Annotated in this window: 14 protein-coding genes; 1 reads left to right on the top strand and 13 read right to left on the bottom strand. The window is 68.3% G+C overall.

Going from position 1 to position 16,369, the window contains the following annotated elements; all coding sequences use genetic code 11:
- Nucleotides 1–210 precede the first annotated feature (210 nt).
- The 10 genes from PPSIR1_RS38980 to PPSIR1_RS38935 all read right to left on the bottom strand — a co-directional run bounded on the left by PPSIR1_RS38980 (nucleotide 211) and on the right by PPSIR1_RS38935 (nucleotide 12,398).
- Nucleotides 211–852, bottom strand: a complete 642-nt coding sequence (locus PPSIR1_RS38980; protein WP_006976810.1) for a hypothetical protein — start codon at nucleotides 850–852, stop codon at nucleotides 211–213.
- A gap of 1 nt (nucleotide 853) precedes the next feature.
- On the bottom strand, nucleotides 854–1,336 hold the full coding sequence (gene fabZ, locus PPSIR1_RS38975; RefSeq protein WP_006976809.1) for a 3-hydroxyacyl-ACP dehydratase FabZ: 483 nt from the start codon (nucleotides 1,334–1,336) through the stop codon (nucleotides 854–856).
- A 76-nt stretch (nucleotides 1,337–1,412) separates the two neighbouring features.
- Entirely contained in the window at nucleotides 1,413–1,982 is a 570-nt protein-coding gene (locus PPSIR1_RS38970; RefSeq protein ID WP_006976808.1) for an OmpH/Skp family outer membrane protein, read from the bottom strand.
- Complete coding sequence (locus PPSIR1_RS38965; RefSeq protein WP_157596437.1) at nucleotides 1,979–2,539, bottom strand: OmpH/Skp family outer membrane protein; 561 nt, start codon at nucleotides 2,537–2,539, stop codon at nucleotides 1,979–1,981. Before PPSIR1_RS38965 ends, PPSIR1_RS38970 begins: the two co-directional genes overlap by 4 nt.
- A gap of 163 nt (nucleotides 2,540–2,702) precedes the next feature.
- Nucleotides 2,703–5,381 carry an outer membrane protein assembly factor BamA gene (gene bamA, locus PPSIR1_RS38960; RefSeq protein WP_006976806.1) on the bottom strand — a complete coding sequence of 893 codons (2,679 nt, stop codon included), beginning with the start codon at nucleotides 5,379–5,381 and terminating at the stop codon, nucleotides 2,703–2,705.
- The gene (locus tag PPSIR1_RS38955; protein ID WP_045117627.1) at nucleotides 5,378–6,136 is read right to left on the bottom strand and encodes an ABC transporter ATP-binding protein; all 759 of its coding nucleotides are present in this window, start codon (nucleotides 6,134–6,136) and stop codon (nucleotides 5,378–5,380) included. The genes bamA and PPSIR1_RS38955 overlap by 4 nt, the downstream gene beginning before the upstream one ends.
- A 189-nt stretch (nucleotides 6,137–6,325) precedes the next feature.
- Nucleotides 6,326–8,629 carry an FtsX-like permease family protein gene (locus PPSIR1_RS45145; protein WP_006976804.1) on the bottom strand — a complete coding sequence of 768 codons (2,304 nt, stop codon included), beginning with the start codon at nucleotides 8,627–8,629 and terminating at the stop codon, nucleotides 6,326–6,328.
- A gap of 16 nt (nucleotides 8,630–8,645) precedes the next feature.
- Nucleotides 8,646–9,780 (bottom strand): peptide chain release factor 2 gene (prfB, locus tag PPSIR1_RS38945; protein ID WP_198154714.1). Its coding sequence is split into 2 segments (ribosomal slippage): nucleotides 8,646–9,698 and nucleotides 9,700–9,780, totalling 1,134 coding nucleotides; the frame shifts between segments, so codons are not numbered across the junction.
- Nucleotides 9,781–9,859: 79 nt separating this feature from the next.
- Nucleotides 9,860–11,317 carry an amidophosphoribosyltransferase gene (gene purF / locus PPSIR1_RS38940; RefSeq protein ID WP_006976802.1) on the bottom strand — a complete coding sequence of 486 codons (1,458 nt, stop codon included), beginning with the start codon at nucleotides 11,315–11,317 and terminating at the stop codon, nucleotides 9,860–9,862.
- A gap of 109 nt (nucleotides 11,318–11,426) precedes the next feature.
- Nucleotides 11,427–12,398 carry a phosphoribosylaminoimidazolesuccinocarboxamide synthase gene (locus tag PPSIR1_RS38935; RefSeq protein WP_006976801.1) on the bottom strand — a complete coding sequence of 324 codons (972 nt, stop codon included), beginning with the start codon at nucleotides 12,396–12,398 and terminating at the stop codon, nucleotides 11,427–11,429.
- Nucleotides 12,399–12,577: 179 nt separating this feature from the next.
- On the opposite strand from PPSIR1_RS38935, the gene PPSIR1_RS45140 reads away from it, so the two are divergent.
- Entirely contained in the window at nucleotides 12,578–13,261 is a 684-nt protein-coding gene (locus PPSIR1_RS45140) for a hypothetical protein (protein ID WP_053335499.1), read from the top strand.
- Between the two features lie 77 nt (nucleotides 13,262–13,338).
- On the opposite strand, the gene dut is transcribed toward PPSIR1_RS45140, so the two are convergent.
- The 3 genes from dut to PPSIR1_RS51125 form a co-directional block, all read right to left on the bottom strand.
- A complete protein-coding gene (gene dut / locus PPSIR1_RS38925; RefSeq protein ID WP_006976799.1) occupies nucleotides 13,339–13,782 on the bottom strand; it encodes a dUTP diphosphatase in 444 nt (147 codons plus the stop codon).
- An 83-nt stretch (nucleotides 13,783–13,865) separates the two neighbouring features.
- Nucleotides 13,866–15,962 carry a polyribonucleotide nucleotidyltransferase gene (pnp, locus tag PPSIR1_RS38920; protein ID WP_006976798.1) on the bottom strand — a complete coding sequence of 699 codons (2,097 nt, stop codon included), beginning with the start codon at nucleotides 15,960–15,962 and terminating at the stop codon, nucleotides 13,866–13,868.
- Between the two features lie 277 nt (nucleotides 15,963–16,239).
- A partial coding sequence (locus PPSIR1_RS51125; protein WP_006976797.1) for a 30S ribosomal protein S15 occupies nucleotides 16,240–16,369 on the bottom strand: 130 nt, incomplete at its 5' end.

Below are 16,369 nucleotides of genomic sequence, written 5' to 3'. Positions count from 1 at the left end.
CCCCTGGTCGCGGCGGGCTTCGTCGGTTCAGGCCCTGTGAACCCAAGCCAAAGCGGAGGAGCGGATAGCGACGAAGCGCCCCCGGTTCGAGGCGGCTGCGGGGGCAAAGCAGCGCTCAGACCTGCTTCTTGCGCACGGACCAGACGAAGCCGTCGTACCAAAAGTGCATCAGTGACCGCACACCATAACTACCATTTCGAATGGGGTGACTCAGAAGTCGACGACGACCCACCGGTCCTTTTCACGCTCGAGGCGGGCGTAGTCCCCATCCCCGAGGTCGAGCAGCGCCTGGTGAGCATCCGCCCGGATCGTACCGGCTAGTCGATCAGCCAGGTGGTCCCTGGACTCCTGCAGCGCCTCGGCTTGCGGACCCTCGGTCCACGCCACGCGCAGATCCTCGGCCGACAGACCCATCCGATAGCGCCGCGGCGCCAGGTTGAGCATGACGTCCCAGCGCTCCTCTCGGCTCGCTCGGACCAGGCTGCGCAGAGCCTCGCGCGGCGTCGACTGGCCGAAGTAGACGGTCGGATCGCTGGCGAAGCGCCAGCCCTCGTCGGTCCACACGACGTCGACCGCCTCGTCTCGGCTCAGGTAGATGACGCCCTCGGGCCGCGCCCCCGTGGGCTTGCCCAGGCGCTCGCCCCAGTCGGACTCCTCCTCGAGCAGGACCTCGTAGTCCACCCGCGAGCGCATCGCCGGGAGCACCCCCTCGTCGACGGCCTCACGATCGCCGCGGCGCACCGCCGTGCCCAGATCGCCCGTCGAGCGCACCAGCGCGCGCGCCTGGCCACCGCAGCCCAGCTCCGCCAGCGCGAGCACGACGACGAGCGCCAGGGCCGAGCGCGTCTTCACCTCAGCCCTCCCCTTCGACCGAGTCAGCCGATGGCTCGGGCTCGTCCGTGGGCAAGGGCTGGATGATGGCCGTGAACTCGGCCTCGGAGCGGACCGCCCCCTCGCACAGGATCTTGCCCTTGAACTTGCCGATCTTGCCCAGGCGCAGCGACTCGACGTGGATGTCGAGGACGTTTCCGGGGATGACCGGCGCGCGGAACTTCGACTTTTGGATGCCCATGAACAGGCACAGCTGCGTCTTGGGATCGAAGGCGTCCGAGAGCTGGGCCAGGAGCACCGCGGCCTGGGCCATGGCCTCGACCTGCACCACCCCGGGCAGGATCGGGTTGCCGGGGAAGTGCCCCTGCAAGATCGGGTCGCTCATCGACACGAGCTTGCGGGCGTGGATGGACTTGTTGACCTCCCAATCCATCACCCCATCCACGAACAGGAAGGGGTAACGATGCGGGAGCATCTGCTGAATCTTCGTGACGTCGAGCTTCATCGGCGCTGGCGAGGGATCATAGCCGCTCGCGCGCCTCCATGGCCAGCCGCCCTCGAGCGGCCAGCTCAGGCCCCGCTCACTTGGGGTACTTCTTGTCGTAGCGCTTGATCATCTCGCCGGTGAGGTCCACGCCGCTGGCGACGTAGAGCACCGTGGTCTGATCGCGGATCAGCACGAGGTCGAGGCCCTCGTCCTTGGCGAGGTCCTTCGCCAGGCTCTGGCAGTTCTTGTACATCTTCTCCAGGGTCAGGGCCTCTTGCTCGGCCAGCTCCTGCTGGAGGGTCATGTACATGCTCTGGAGCTCCATGTAGGCGCGCTGGAGGTCCTCCTGGGCCTTGTAGAACTGCTGCTCGTCGGTGATCTTGGCGAGCTTGGCCTGATCGTCCTCGAGCTTCTGGCGGCGCTTGTCGAGCTTCTTTTGCTTGGCCGCGGAGCTGGTCTCGAGGTCCTTGCGAGCCTTCTTGCCCGACTTGGTCTCGTTGAGGATGCGCTGCATGTCGACGACGGCGACCTTGCCGATCTCGGGGACCGAGGCCTGCGCCGCGGGGGCCGAGACGACCGCCGGACCGGCGAAGCTCAGGGTGGACAGCAACAAGACGGCGCCGATGCGGCGGACACGAGCGGAGGCGGTGCTGGAGCGGCTCATTTGAACTTCTTGTCGTAGGCGACGATCACTCGGTTGGTGATGTCGAGCTTGGGGTTGGCGTAGAGCACGGTCAGCTCCGAGCGGACCAGGATGACTTGGATGCCGTCCTTGTCGGCCAGCTGCTTGGCGACGGTCGACGCGTTCTTGTAGATCTTCTCCATCAGCAGGCCCTCCTTCTTCATGAGGTCCTCCTGCTCGGCCTGGTAGAGCATCTGCAGCTCTGCCTCGGCCTGCTGGAGCTCCTGGGACCGCTTCATCAGCTCGTCCTCGGACAGCATCGCGGCCTTGGCCTGGAGGTCTTCGTATTTTTGCTGCAGCTCTCGGGCCTTGCGCTCGAGCTTGGCGGAGCTCTTGGACACCGCCTTCTCGAGGTCGCGCTTGGCCTTCTTGCCCTGGCTCGTCTCGAGCAGCACCCGCTGCAGATCGACGAGGGCGAGGCGCTTGGTCTCCGGGACCGCCGCGTGAGCGGTCGCCGGGGCGAGGCTCACCGCGAGCATCGGGGCCGCCGCGGCGAGTAGCGCGCTGGCCAGGAGCGAGGAGCGAAGTTTCCGGCGCATGATCGGAGGGGACATACCTGGGTGGGGGTCTCGGGGCAAGCCGGACGGTCGTCGGACGCGGGCGGACCAAACGCCATTCAAGCCGGGGCGAGAGCAAACTCGCCAGCGCTGGTTTTCTTTCGTCGAGCGGGCCGGCTTGGTCTAGAAGCAGGCTGGAACCCAGCTAGAACCCGGTTCCGACGTTGAACTCGAACACCACCGGATCCTCGCTGCCGAGCAGGCTCGTGCCCGTCAGGCGATCGAGGGGGAAGCCCCACTCGAAGCGCAGCGGGCCGATCGGCGACTGCCAGCGGAACCCGAAGCCCAGCGAGTAGCGCAGATCCCTGAACGCAAAGCTGGTGCATGGATCGGCCTTGGGCAGCTGCTCCGGGTTTGGCTCCTGGCAAAAGCGCGACTCGGTGTTGAAGGCGTTGCCGATGTCGCCGAACAGCACGCCCTTGATGTTGGCGGGCGGCACGAGCATGAACTCGAGCTCCATGTTCAGGGTCGTGAGCAGGTTGCCGCCGACCACGAAGGGCACCAGCGAGGCCGAGGGATCGGGCGAGCTCTGGACCAGGATGCGCGGGCCCAGCGAGCGAAGCCGATAGCCGCGCAGCGAGCCGTCGCCGTAGATGCCGCCCGGGAAGTAGCGCTCGGTCACCGGCACGCCCTGGCGCGTCGGGCTCTGGATGTAGCCGACCTGGAAGTTCGTCCGGAACACCACCCACGCCCTAAAGGGCCGGTCGGTCTTGATCACCGGGACGTAAAAGCGCGTGTCCAGGGTGTAGCGGTTGTACTCGTTTTGCGAGCCGAAGTAGCGGCTGGCGAACTTGCCCGAGAGCTGGTGGTACATGCCCTTGGTCGGGAAGAGCACGTTGTCGCGGGTGTCGTAGACCAAGCGCGCGGTCACGGCCGAGGTCAGGCCGTTGATGAACAGGTTGTTGATCAGCGCCTGGTCCGGCACGGCGGTCTGGGCCCCCGGCGCGAAGATGCCTCCGAACGCGCCCACGGCCCCGAACTGCACCTGGACGTACTCGAGGTTGTAGCCCACGAAGGCCGTGAGCCCCCGGACCTTGGGGATCGGATAACCCCACGACAATACGAAGCCCGTGCTCGCCCGCGTGAAGTTCGGGAACACGTTCTGCGAGTTGAAGACGTTGAAGATGAACCACCAGTTGCTGTCGAGGAAGTAGCGCGTGGTGTAGCTGAAGTTGAACAGCCGGCGCAGGCTCGACAGCTGGGCGACCAGGGTGACCGTGGTGCCCCGGCCCAGGAAGTTGTCGTACTGGATCTGGGCCTGGAGGACGAAGTTCTCGATGGTCGAGAAGCCCGCGCCGATCTGGAAGGTGCCGGTCAGCTTCTCCGTGACCTCGACGTTGACGACGATGCGGTCGTCGGCCGAGCCCCGCGAGGTCGAGACCTGCACGTCCTCGAAGTAGCCCAGCCGGAGCACGCGCAGCTGCGTCGCCTCCTTGCCGCTCTCGGAGTAGAGGTCGCCCTCTTGGAGCACGATCTCGCGGCGGATGACCTTGTCCGCGGTGCGGTCGTTGCCGAAGATGTTGACGCGCTCGATGTAGACCAGCGGGCCCTTGTCGATCTGGTAGTCGACGTAAAAGAGCAGCTTGTCCCGGTCCTGCTGGTAGTTGGGGACGACGTTGACGTAGGCGTAGCCCTTGTCCTTGTAGCGCCGCTCGATGTCCTGCTGGATCAGCTGGAGCTTGCCCGCCGCGGCGACGTCGCCGACTTGGATGGCCGGGTCGATGGACTCGGCGATGACCTCCGGCGGAAACAGCACGTCCTCCCCGGCGCGGATCATCTCGCGGCCCGAGATGGCGCCGATGCGGTACTGGGGCCCCTCGGTGACCGCCACGGTCAGGTGCACGAAGCGGCGGTCGGGGCTCAGGGCGAGCTCGACGTCCTCGAAGTCGGCGTCGAAGTAGCCCTGGTCCGCGTAGTAGGCGCGCAAGTTGGCGTAGTCCGCGACGAAGGCCTCGCGGTTGAACACGCCGCCGGCCTTCTTGGTGATCACCGTCAAGTAACCGCCGATCCGGGTCAGTATCACCTTGCGCAGCTGGTCGTCGGTCAACGCGTTGTTGCCGACGAAGGTGATGCTGCGGACGATGACCTCCTCGGCCTCGTTGATCACGAACACCACGTCGACCTTGCCGGGCTGGTCGTCGACGGGGCGCACGGCGTAGTCGACCTCGGCGAGGAAGAAGCCGCTTTGCGTATAGACGGCCTGGACCATCTCGACGTTGGCCTTGACCGCGCCCAGATCGAGGACCGCGTTGGTGGTCAGGCTCAGGGCCTCGTTGATGTCGTCGAGTTTGACCTTGGAATTGCCCTCGACGATGATCTTGCGGATCGTCGGGCGCTCCTTGACCACGAAGGTCAGGACCGCGCCGGCGTCGGTCAGCTCGCCCTCGACGAGCACGTCCTCGAAGTAGCCGAGCTTCCACAGGGCCTTGAGGTCCCGAGCCAGGGTCTCGACGTCGACGAGCTCGCCGACGTTGCTGTCGAGCTCGAGGCGCATGGCCTCGGACTCGACCCGGCGGTTGCCGCGGAAGCGGACCTCGGCGATGGGCTGGCCCCAGACCGCGCCGTCGATGGTCTCTTGCAAGGACAGCTCGAGCAGCGCGGGGGCCGGGAGCTCGGCGCTCTTGGGCGGCGCGAAGCCCTGGAAGGAGCCGGGGCCGGGCAGGCCGGCGAGGGCCGGGCTCGAGCCCAGCAGCACCACCAGCGCGAGGACCACGCCGAGGCAGGACACGCCCGCGCGCGCCAACGCGCCCATGACTGCGAGCAGCCGGGCGCTGGAGGAGACGGGACGGGGCTCGTTGACCAGCTCGTTCACGGGCACCTTCACGGGCTTTGGTCCGAGTCCTCGGCGGAGGACGACTCGCCAGCGTCGAGGATGCGCCCGTCGGCCATGCGCACGACCCGAGGCATCTGGTTGGCGAGCTCCATGTTGTGGGTCACGATCAGCATGCTCAGGTCGTGCTCTTCGTTGAGCCGAAACAGCAGCTCGTGGACCTCGGCGGAGGTCTTGGTGTCGAGGTTGCCCGTGGGCTCGTCGGCCAGGAGCAGGCGCGGGCGCATGGCCAGGGCGCGGGCGATGGCCACGCGCTGCTGCTCGCCGCCGGACAGCTCGCCGGGGCGGTGGCTGAGGCGGTGGCTCATGCCGACGGCGTCGAGCATGGCCTCGGCGTTCTCCCGGGCGACGCGCTTGGGCGTGCGGGCGATGAGCGCGGGCATCATCGCGTTCTCGATGGCCGAGAACTCGGGCAGCAGGTGGTGGAACTGGAACACGAAGCCGATGCTCCGGTTGCGGAAGTCGGCCAGGTCTGGGGGCGAGAGCCGGGTGATGTCCGTCGGCACGCCGCCGCCCTTGGGATAGAACAGAATCTCCCCCGAGCTCGGCAGGTCGAGGGTGCCCAGGCAGTGCAGCAGCGTCGACTTGCCCGCGCCCGAGGCCCCGATGATGGTCACCATCTCCCCGGCGCGCACGGTCAGGTTGACCCCGCGGAGGACGTCGAGCTTGCGCGAGCCGTGGCGGAAGCTCTTGCACATGTCGCGCACGTCGACGAGCACGGGCGCGGAGTCATTGGCGGGTGAGGGCATGAGCGGGCGCGAAACCCTAGAACTGGCCCCGTGACGTGTCAACGGCGGGAACCCTCAATGCACTAGCGCCGTGGCTAGCCAGGCCCAGGCTTTCCCCCAGGGGGATTCTCGCCAAGGGCTCACGCCGTGCCTCGCCATGCTGCCGCGAACAAGCACGATCTACGGCCGGGACTCGCGCGGCTTACAGGCTCACTTGTCTTGCTGCCGCAAGCCGTCGACGGGGCGCATGCGCGAGGCCACGCGTGCCGGGTAGAGGCTCGACAGCCACACGATCGCCAGCGCAGCCACGCCCACGATGGCGACCTCCACGGGGTTCACGACCACCGGGAGACGCTCGATGTAGTAGACGTTCTCGTTGAAGGGGAAGCCGAAGGTGTCGAGGGCCAGACACAAGATCAGCCCCACGGTGATCCCGCCCACGGCACCGAGCAACCCGAGCACCAGCCCCTCGGCTACGAACACCCGACGGATCAGCTGATCCTGGGCGCCCATCGCCTTCATGATGGCGATCTCTTTGGACTTCTCGAGCACGCTCATCAGGTTCGAGGCGAGGATGCCGAAGCTGGCGACGAGGACCACGAACAGCAGCGCCACGAACATGGCGATCTTCTCGAGGAACATGGCCGAGAAGAGGTTGCGGTTGAGCTCCTTCCAGCTCTCGACGATGAGCTGGCCGTCGGCCGCGTCGACGTCGATGCCCAGCTCGGCGTGCAGCGCCTCGCGCTGCTGCGGATCCTCGACCAGGGAGATCAGCGCGGTCACGGTGCGCTCGAGGTAGGGCGCCGAGCGGCCCTGCTCGCGCAGCAGCGCCTCGACGGCGGCCTTGCCCCCGTCGATGGCGTCGACGTCGTGGAGCTTGACCTCGATGCCGGTGATCCGGTCGCCCGTGCGCAGGAAGGCCTGGGCCACGGGCAGCTGGGTGTACACGTTCTTGCGGTCGTACTCGTACATCCCCGAGTGGAAGATGCCGCCGACCTTGCTGGCGAGGATGCCGGGCACGCGGCCGGCGGGGGTCAGCCGACCCACGGGGGTGATCAGCTGGACCCGGGCGCCCAGACCCACCGCGAGCTCGTTGGCGAGCTCGCGGCCGAGCAAGATGGGATCGACGATGGCCTCGACCTCGTCTTCCTCGTCCTCACCGAGGTTGGCGAAGGGCTCGCTCTCCCCTTCCCCGCCGGGCGCGGGCCCGCGCTCGACTTCCTTGGCTGAGCCCGGGGTCCCCTCTCCCTCTGCGGGAAGGTCTGGGAGGCCCAGGACCTCCTCGGGGTCCTCCCAGTCGTCGCCCTCGCCCCACTCGCCGCCATCGGCGGTCGGCTTGGGCGCTGGCGTGGGAGCCGGCGATGGATCGTTGGCGTCGAGGCCGAGGACCTCCACCGGGTCCTCCCAGCCTTCGTCCTCATCGTCGTCGCTGCCGAGGTGCGCAAAGCCCGGGAGACCGTCCGGACCGAAAGGTCCGGGCAAGCCCTTGGGGCGGCCGGTGAACTCGGCGGGCGGCGGCGGAATGTTGCCCGGCAGGCCCGCAGCCGGCGGAGGCGGAGGCGGAGGCAAGGCAGGCTTGGACTTCGAGCCCGCCGGCGCCTCGTTGAGCGCCGACTCCTCGGCCTTCGCGTCAGCCTCGCCCTCCCCCTTCTTGGGATCCGGCTCGGGATCGTCCTTGGCATAGGGGTTCAGCTTGGGCGCGTCCCGCTTGGGCAGCTCGTCGAGCTTGCCGGTCTTGGTCTTCGGCTTTGGCTTCGCCTTGGACTTGGCTTTGTCCTTGTCGAGGTGGCGCAGTCGCCACGGGGTCTCACCCGAGCCCGAGCCGAAGGGGTCGGCGTCGGGGATGGACTCGGGGTGCTCGAGGGCGTCGAAGCTGCCCTCGCTCATGATGTCGGCGATGTTCGAGACCGTCAGCAGGCGCTCGGGTGTGACGCCGAGCAGCACGGCGCCCTGGCGGTTGATGCCGCTGCGCACCATGATCTCGGCCTCGAGGTAGGGGCTCGCGCCCGCGACCTCGGGCAGCTCGCTGATCGCGTCGGTCAGCGCCTCGTAGTCCGTGAAGCGGTTGCCGTTCGCCCCCGAGATGCGCAGGTGCGCCTTTTGGTTGAGGATCTTGTCGCGCAGATCGACCTCGAGCCCGCTCATCAACGAGAGCACGACCACCAGCGCCATGCAGCCGAGCAGCACGGACATGGTGATGATCGTCGCCAACAGGTTGAACACCCGGGCGAGCATGCCGAGGATGAACAGCATCCCGCCCAGCGCGACGCTGAGCAGGCCGAAGACCCCGAAGTTGCGCTGCTGGGCCGTGGCCACGGCGGCCGAGAAAATCTGCTCGCCGGGCTCCGGGGGCGGGCCCGAGACCATGGCGTAGGCGATGAAGCCCGCCCCGGTCAGCAGCAAGAACAAGCTCGCGGCGATCAGCAGGTCGACCCAGCGCGGGTGGGTCTCCCCCACTCGCAAGTGCCGCCACGCGATGCGCCACTCCAGCGCCTGGGTCCAGGGGGTCGCCATGGCCAATCTCCACCGGCTACTTGCCAGCGTTGCCCTGCATCAGCAGGAAGGCCTCCATGTAGCTGCCAAGATCGCCGTCGAGGACGGCGTCGACGTTGCCCTGCTTGAGCTCCGTGCGGTGATCGTTGACCTGCTGGTAGGGGTGGATGACGTAGGAGCGGATCTGGCTGCCCCACTCGATGGCCTTCTTGTCGCCCTCGAGGGCCGAAATCTCGTCGCTGCGCCGCTGCTGCTCGAGGTCCCACAGCTTGGCCTTGAGCATGCGCATCGCCGTGGCCATGTTCTTGTGCTGCGAGCGCTCCATCTGGCAAGCCACCACGATACCCGTGGGTTCGTGGGTCAGGCGAACGGCCGACTCCGTCTTGTTGACGTGCTGGCCGCCCGCGCCCGAGGCCCGGTACTTGTCGACGCGCAGGTCCGCGGGGTTGACCTCGATCTCGAAGTCCTTGCCGTCGCCGAGGTCGGGCAAGACCATGATGCTGGCGAAGCTGGTCTGGCGCCGAGCCTGGGAGTCGAAGGGCGAGATGCGCACGAGGCGGTGCACGCCGATCTCCGAGCGCAGCCAGCCGTAGGCGTAGTCCCCCTCGATGGCCAGGTCCGCGCCGCGGATGCCGGCCTGGTCGCCCTCTTGGATGTCGAGGACCTTGACGTCGAAGCCCTGGCGCTCGCCCCAGCGCTGGTACATGCGCAGGAGCATCTCCGCCCAGTCCTGGCTGTCGACGCCGCCCGCGCCAGCGTTGATCGACAGCAGCGCGCTGTCTTCGTCGTGGGTCCCGCTGAGCATGCGCCGAAACTCGAGCTTGCCCAGCAACGCGTCGGCCTGGCCGAGGTTCTCCCAGGCCTCGACGATGCTCTCGGTGTCGCTCTCTTCACGGCCGAGCTCGTAGAGCTCGCGGCCGTCGTCGATGGTCTGCTGAACGTCGTCGATCTGCTCGACGAGCTTCTTGAGCGTCGACTGCTCGCGCAGGATCTTCTGCGCGCGCTCGTTGTCCTCCCAAAAGGAGGGGTCGCCCGTGGCGATCTCGTATTCCTCTAGGCGCTCACGCTTGCCAGCGTAGTCAAAGATGCCTCCGCAACTCACCGATGCGATCGTCGAGACGAGCGAGGAGGTCCACGACTTTGGCGTGCTCGGGGATGTTCAGGTCGGCCATGGGACCGCCGAAAGCTAGCCGGTCCCCCCGGGATAGGCAAACGCCGAATCGGGGTTTGGGGGGCCCGGCGCGGGAGCCCTCAGACCTCGATGAGCCGCAGCTGGCGGCGGGGGACGGAGCCCATGGGCACGGGGTACCGACCGGTGAAACACGCCGAGCAGTAGTCGGCGTCGAAGCCGGGGTCCTCCTCGTCCGCGAGCACGGGGCGCTTGGGCCGTTCGGGCTGGGCGAGGCGGACGGCGTCGAGCAGGCCCTCGGGGCTGAGGTAGCCGAGGCTGTCGGCCTCGATGAAGCGCGAGGTCTCGTCGATGCTGTAGGTGCTGGCGATGAGCTCCGAGCGGGTCGGCGTGTCGATGCCGTAGTAGCAGGGGCTCGAGACCGGCGGCGAGGAGATGCGCACGTGGACCTCCTTGGCGCCGGCTTGGCGGATCATCTTGACGATCTTGCGCGAGGTCGTGCCGCGCACGATCGAGTCGTCGACGACGACCACGCGCTTGCCCGCGAGCAGGTTGGGCAAGGCGTTGAGCTTGAGCTTGACGCCGAAGTGGCGGATCGACTCCTTGGGCTCGATGAAGGTCCGGCCCACGTAGTGGTTGCGGATCAGCCCCATCTCGAAGGGCAGGTCGGCCTCCTTGGCGAAGCCCAGGGCCGCGACCACGCCAGAGTCGGGCACGGGGATGACCACGTCGGCGTCGGCGGGGCACTCCCGGGCCAGCGCGCGGCCCATGTGCACCCGCGCCTCGTAGACGGCGGTCTGGTCGAGGACGCTGTCGGGGCGCGCGAAGTAGACGTGCTCGAACACGCAAAAGCGCCGGGGCTGAGGCTTGAGCCGGCTGCTGCGCAGGCCGTCGCCGTCGATCACCAGGATCTCGCCGGGCTCGACGTCGCGGACCACCTCGGCGTCGATGAGGTCGAAGGCGCAGGTCTCCGAGGCGACCACCCACGCGGTCTTGCCGTAGCGCGAGTGCGAGTGCTCGCCCCGGATCTTGCCGAGGATGAGCGGGCGGAAGCCGTGGGGGTCACGGGCGGCGACGAGGCGCTCGCCGGAGGTCATGACGATGCTGTAGGCCCCGCGCAGCCGGCCGAGGGCGGCGAACAGGTTGTCGACCCAGTCCCGCTCCTGGCTCCGCGCCATCAGCTGGAGGACCACCTCGGTGTCCGAGTTCGTGTAGAAGATCGAGCCCTCGGACTCGAGCTCCTCGCGCAGGCTCTCGGCGTTGACCAGGTTGCCGTTGTGCCCGATGGCCACGGCGCCGCTGCGGTACTCGACGGTCAGCGGCTGGATGTTCTTGGGCAGCGAGCCCCCGGCCGTCGTGTAGCGGACGTGGCCCACGGCCAGGCGCCCGGGCAGGTGCTCGAGGCGGCTCTGGGTGAACACGTCGGCGACGTGGCCCATGTGGCGAACGGCGTGCAGCGTGCCCCGGTCGTTGCTGACCACCCCGGCGGACTCCTGCCCGCGGTGCTGCAGGGCGTGGAGGCCGAGGTAGGCGAGGTTCGCGGCCTCTGCGTGATTGAAAATGCCGAAGACGCCGCACATCGTGGCGACGCCTTAGCACGATTTTGACCGAATGGGCACGGGGCCGAGCACGAGCGGAAGCCCACTCCCATGGGCCCCTACCCCCGCCCCTGCCTCGTTCGCGGCTTTTCTACAGCAGCGCGGCGCGCAGGCGCTCGAGGGGCGGACGCAAGTCGGGCACAAAGTCGGTCCCGGTGACCTGCTCGAAGGTCTCGATGTAGCGCGCGGCCGCCTCGATGCGCACCTCGTCGGACAGCGCAGGGGGCGTGCCCTCGCCGCGAAAGCCCTGCTCGACCAGCCAACGCCGCACGTACTCCTTGTCGAGGGAGCGCGGGTCCTCGCCGGCGGCCATGGACGCGTCGTAGCCGTCGATGTACCAGTAGCGCGAGCTGTCCGGCGTGTGGATCTCGTCGATGAGCACGATCTCGCCGTCGGGGCGGCGGCCCAGCTCGTACTTGGTGTCGACGAGGATCAGCCCGCGCTCGGCGGCGAGCTCCTGGCCGCGGGCGAACAGGGCGAGGCAGCGCTGCTCGAGCTCGTCGAACAGCTCCGCCGTGATCAGCCCCATCTCGACGAGCTCGGCCTTGCTCGCGTTTTGGTCGTGCTCGCCCTTGGCGGCCTTGGTCGCGGGCGTGACCAGGTTGGTCGGCAATTTTTGATGGCGCGCGAGGCCTTCGGGGAGGGTGTGGCCACAAAAGCTCCGCGAGCCCGACTCGTAGGCCCGCCAGATGCTCGTCGAGCTCGATCCCGTCAGGTAGCCGCGCACGACCATCTCGACCTTGATGGGCTCGCACTCCGAGGCGACGGTCACCTGGGCGTCGGGCACCGAACGCAGGTGGTTGGGGAACTGGTCCGCGGTCTGGGCGAACCAGTGCCGAGCCAGGCCGTTGAGCACCTGACCCTTGAAGGGGATGGTCCCGAGCACGTGGTCGAAGGCGCTCACGCGATCGCTGACGATGATGACGCGCTCGTCTCCCCGGGTGAAGTTCTCGCGGACCTTGCCGCTGTAGCGCGTGCCGAGGACGTCGAACGCCTCGGGGATGGCGTCGAGGATCAGGTTGTCGGCGAGGGCCTGTTTGATGACGTCGCGGGACACCGGCATCGGGCGGACGCTAACAGCTGGTCGGACGGGCATCCATGGCGTGGGGAGGGCGCGCGGATCCAGGCGCCTTTGGCGCGAAGCCCCCCTTCGGTCCCAGGGCCGCCCCCTTCGACGGGATTGGCCCCCCGTTTGAGAAAAATCCGCCACCTCGCGCCAGGCCAAGCTCGAATGATCAATCGATGCGACTGAAACTGGACTCGGGGATCCGTGGCGTCGGCGTGGCGAGCCTGCTCTCGATCGCGCTGGCTTGCGCGCCCCAAGAGCCCGAGTCCAGCTTGATGTTCAACGACGGCGGGATGGGCGACGAGGCCGGCACGGCCGAGGCCGAGTCCGAGTCCGAGTCCGAGGACACCACCACCGACTCGACCGACTCGACCGACTCGACCGACTCGACCACCGGCGGGTCCACGGACACCACGACCGACGGCTCCACGGAGTCCGACTCTTCAGGCTCGTCCGGCGACACCACCGAGAGCACCAGCTCCGACGACGCCACCGAGTCCACCGAGTCCTCTGAGTCCTCCGACGACACGACCGAGAGCACCAGCTCCGACGACACCACCACGACCGGGGGCGGCGGCGAGGGCTACTCGTGGAACGGCGCGGTCTGGTACCTCGCCGACGGCGTCGGGCAGACCTGCAACGACTTTTGTGCCAGCCACGGCGGCGCCCAGCTCAGCGCCCAGATGCACTCCGGCACCCCGTCAGCGACGTCATCTCCCCGGCTTCCAGGTCGCGGCGACAGCTGGCAACACTTCGAGTGCCTGCGACACGATCTGCGCTGGGGCTCGACGGGCAGCGCGACAGCGACGAGACCACCCCACTGCACTCTACTGCCCCTGCGTCGAGTAGACCTCGAGTAGACCTCGAGTAGACCTCGAGTAGACCTCGAGTAGACCTCGAAGCCCCGAGACGGCGACGCCTCGAAGCGCCCTGCCCTTCAACCCGTGCTGCCGAAGCCGCCCTCGCCCCGCCCACCAGCGGCCGGCGGCAAGACCTCCACTTCCACGGCCGCCGCCATGACCACCGGCGCGATGACCAGCTGGGCGATGCGCTCGTGGTGCGCGACGCGGTAGGGCTCCGAGCCGAGGTTGACCAGCACGACCTTGAGCTCGCCGCGGTAGTCCGCGTCGATGGTCCCCGGAGCGTTGAGCACGGTGACGCCGTAGCGCAGGGCCAGACCCGAGCGCGGACGCACCTGGCCCTCGTGGCCGTCGGCGATGGCGATGGCGAAGCCCGTGGGCACCAGCGCCCGCTGGCCCGGGGCGAGCTCGACGGGGGCCTCGGGGGCGCACGCGTAGAGATCGAGGCCGGCCGCGCTGGCGCTCATGCGCTCGGGCAAGCGGGCTTGGGGCGACAACCGGCGCAGGCTCAGCACGGACATGGGCGCACTACAGCACCGACGGCGAAAAGAGAAAAGGGCCAGCGCACCAGCGCCGGCCCTCTCGGGTCATCGAGCCTACGGGCTCACCCGCGGAGGTTGAGGACCTCGTCGGGGTCGACGCCGAAGGCCTGCTTGCGGCTCAGGCGGATGCGGCCCTGGTCGTCGATGTTGACGACCTTGACCACGACGTCGTCGCCCTCGGAGACCACGTCGGTGACCCTGTCGACGCGGCGGTTCTCGAGCTCCGAGATGTGCACCAGGCCGTCGGTCCCGGGCATGATCTCGACGAAGGCGCCGAAGTCGACGACGCGCTTGACCACGCCGTTGTAGTACTGGCCGGGCTCGGGCTCGAAGGTCAGGCCCTCGATGATGGCCTTGGCCTTGGCGATGGCGTCCATGTCCGCCGAGGCCATGGTCACGCGGCCGTCGTCGTTGATGTTGATGACGACGCCGGTCTGCTCCTGGATGCCGCGGATGACCTTGCCGCCGGGGCCGATGATCGAGCGGATCTGGTCGATCTTGACCCACACGGTCTCGACGCGCGGGGCGTAGCGGCTGATGTCCTCGCGGGGCTCGGGCAGCTTCTCGAGCATGGCCTCGAGGATGTGCAGGCGGCCAGCGCGGGCCTGCTCGAGGGCGGTCTCGAGGATGTCGCGGGTCAGGCCATGGATCTTGATGTCCATCTGCAGGGCCGTGATCCCGTCCTTGGTGCCGCAGCACTTGAAGTCCATGTCGCCGAGGTGGTCCTCGTCGCCGAGGATGTCGGACAGCACGGCGATCTTGTCGCCCTCTTGGATGAGGCCCATGGCGATGCCAGCGACGGGCGCCTTGATCGGCACGCCGGCGTCCATGAGGCTGAGGCAGCCGCCACACACCGCGGCCATCGAGCTCGAGCCGTTGGACTCGGTGGTGTCCGAGACCACGCGCAGGGTGTAGGGGAAGCTCTCGGTGTCGGGCATGACCGGAGTCAGGGCGCGGTGCGCGAGGGCGCCGTGGCCCTGCTCGCGGCGCGAGGTCCCGCGCATCGGCCGGGCCTCACCCACGCAGTAGGGCGGGAAGTTGTAGTGCAGCAGGAAGGTGTTGTTGACGTCGCCGCGGATGGTGTCGAGGCGCTGGGCGTCGCGCTCGGTGCCGAGGGTCGTCGTGGTGATGGCCTGGGTCTCGCCGCGCTGGAACAGCGCCGAGCCGTGGGGCCGCTCGAAGGGGTGCACCTCGATGTGCAGCGCGCGGATGTCCGTGAGCCCGCGGCCGTCGACGCGCCGGCCCTCGTTGACCGTGGCCTCGCGGACCAGGGTCTTCTCGAGCTTGCCGACGGCCGCCGAGATCTCGTCCTTGCGCTCGTCGCCGAAGGCCTCGACCATCGACTTCTTGACGGCGCTGATGGCCGCGTGGCGGTCGTGCTTGCCGCGGATCGCCAGGGCCTCGATCATCGCCGAGCGGGCCTTGTCCATGACCTGGCCGCGGAAGGCCTCGTCGACGACGGGGTCGACCCACTCCATCTTGGGCTTGCCGGCGCGCGCGCGCAGGCGCTCTTGGGCCTCGATGAGCGGCAGCGACTGCTCCTTGGCGAACATCAGGGCGTCGATCATGTCCGACTCCGAGATGCCCTCGGCCCCGGCCTCGACCATCACGATGGCGTCGCGGCTGCAGGACACGATGAGGTTGAGGTCGGCCTGCTGGATCTGGTCGAAGGTCGGGAAGGCGACCAGCTCGCCGTCGACGCGGGCGACCCGGATGCCGGCGACGGGGCCGGCCCAAGGCGCGGGGCTGATCATCAGGGCCGCGGACGCGCCGGTCATGGCGAGCACGTCGGGCTCGTTTTGCAGGTCGTTGCTCAGCACCTGGCTGACGATCTGCGTGTCGTAGCGGTAGCCCTTGGGGAACAGCGGGCGGATCGGGCGGTCGGTCAGGCGACAGACGAGGATCTCCTCGACGGTCGGACGGCCCTCGCGCTTGAAGTAACCCCCGGGGATCTTGCCGGCGGCCGCGTTCGCGCTGCGGAATTCGACGGTCAGCGGCATGAAGGGCAGATCCTTCGGCTCGCGGCTCATGGTCGCGGCGACCAAGACCGCGGTCTCGCCGAGGGTCATGATGACGGTGTTCGCCTGCTTGGCGATGCGACCGGTCTCGAACCCGATCTCCAGATCACCGACTTTGGCGACTTCGCGAATGACTTCCATTTGATTGTGCTCCTGCGCCGCGGTGAATGAACTCGTGGTGGTGATCCGGCTCGGCGAGCGAACGCGCAGCTGCTGCGGCAAGACAGCGCGCGCCTCGATCGAGCCCGCTCGGCTCGCTCCATCAGCCCGCCGCTCTCACCCGGCCGAGCCTCGTCGCCTCCCCATCAGTGGGCGGCGTCGGGGCGCAGGCGCGGCGAAGCGCCACTGGTCGCTCGAGAGGGTTCGATGCGTCCAGTGGCGCCTTGAGAAGGGCTTGGCCCGGAGCGGGCCGGAGCGCCTACTTGCGGAGGCCCAGCTCCTGAATGAGCGCCTTGTAGCGATCGTAGCTGCGAGCGCGGAGGTAGGCGAGCAAGCGCTTGCGCTGGCCGACGAGCTTGAGCAGGCCACGGCGACCGTGGTGATCCTGC

It is taken from the genome of Plesiocystis pacifica SIR-1 (assembly GCF_000170895.1).
Classification (GTDB): Bacteria; Myxococcota_A; Polyangia; order Nannocystales; family Nannocystaceae; genus Plesiocystis; species Plesiocystis pacifica.
Note: the sequence above shows the minus strand (reverse complement) of the source record. Positions and strands in the feature narration are given on the sequence as shown.

Excerpts from the sequence above, each read along its gene's own strand:
- fabZ (WP_006976809.1), bottom strand. The coding sequence starts at position 1,336 with ATGAAGCTCGACGTCACGAAGATTCAGCAGATGCTCCCGCATCGTTAC.
- PPSIR1_RS38970 (WP_006976808.1), bottom strand. The coding sequence starts at position 1,982 with ATGAGCCGCTCCAGCACCGCCTCCGCTCGTGTCCGCCGCATCGGCGCC.
- PPSIR1_RS38965 (WP_157596437.1), bottom strand. The coding sequence starts at position 2,539 with ATGCGCCGGAAACTTCGCTCCTCGCTCCTGGCCAGCGCGCTACTCGCC.
- PPSIR1_RS38955 (WP_045117627.1), bottom strand. The coding sequence starts at position 6,136 with ATGCCCTCACCCGCCAATGACTCCGCGCCCGTGCTCGTCGACGTGCGC.
- PPSIR1_RS45145 (WP_006976804.1), bottom strand. The coding sequence starts at position 8,629 with ATGGCGACCCCCTGGACCCAGGCGCTGGAGTGGCGCATCGCGTGGCGG.
- purF (WP_006976802.1), bottom strand. The coding sequence starts at position 11,317 with ATGTGCGGCGTCTTCGGCATTTTCAATCACGCAGAGGCCGCGAACCTC.
- PPSIR1_RS38935 (WP_006976801.1), bottom strand. The coding sequence starts at position 12,398 with ATGCCGGTGTCCCGCGACGTCATCAAACAGGCCCTCGCCGACAACCTG.
- PPSIR1_RS45140 (WP_053335499.1), top strand. The coding sequence starts at position 12,578 with ATGCGACTGAAACTGGACTCGGGGATCCGTGGCGTCGGCGTGGCGAGC.
- dut (WP_006976799.1), bottom strand. The coding sequence starts at position 13,782 with ATGTCCGTGCTGAGCCTGCGCCGGTTGTCGCCCCAAGCCCGCTTGCCC.
- pnp (WP_006976798.1), bottom strand. The coding sequence starts at position 15,962 with ATGGAAGTCATTCGCGAAGTCGCCAAAGTCGGTGATCTGGAGATCGGG.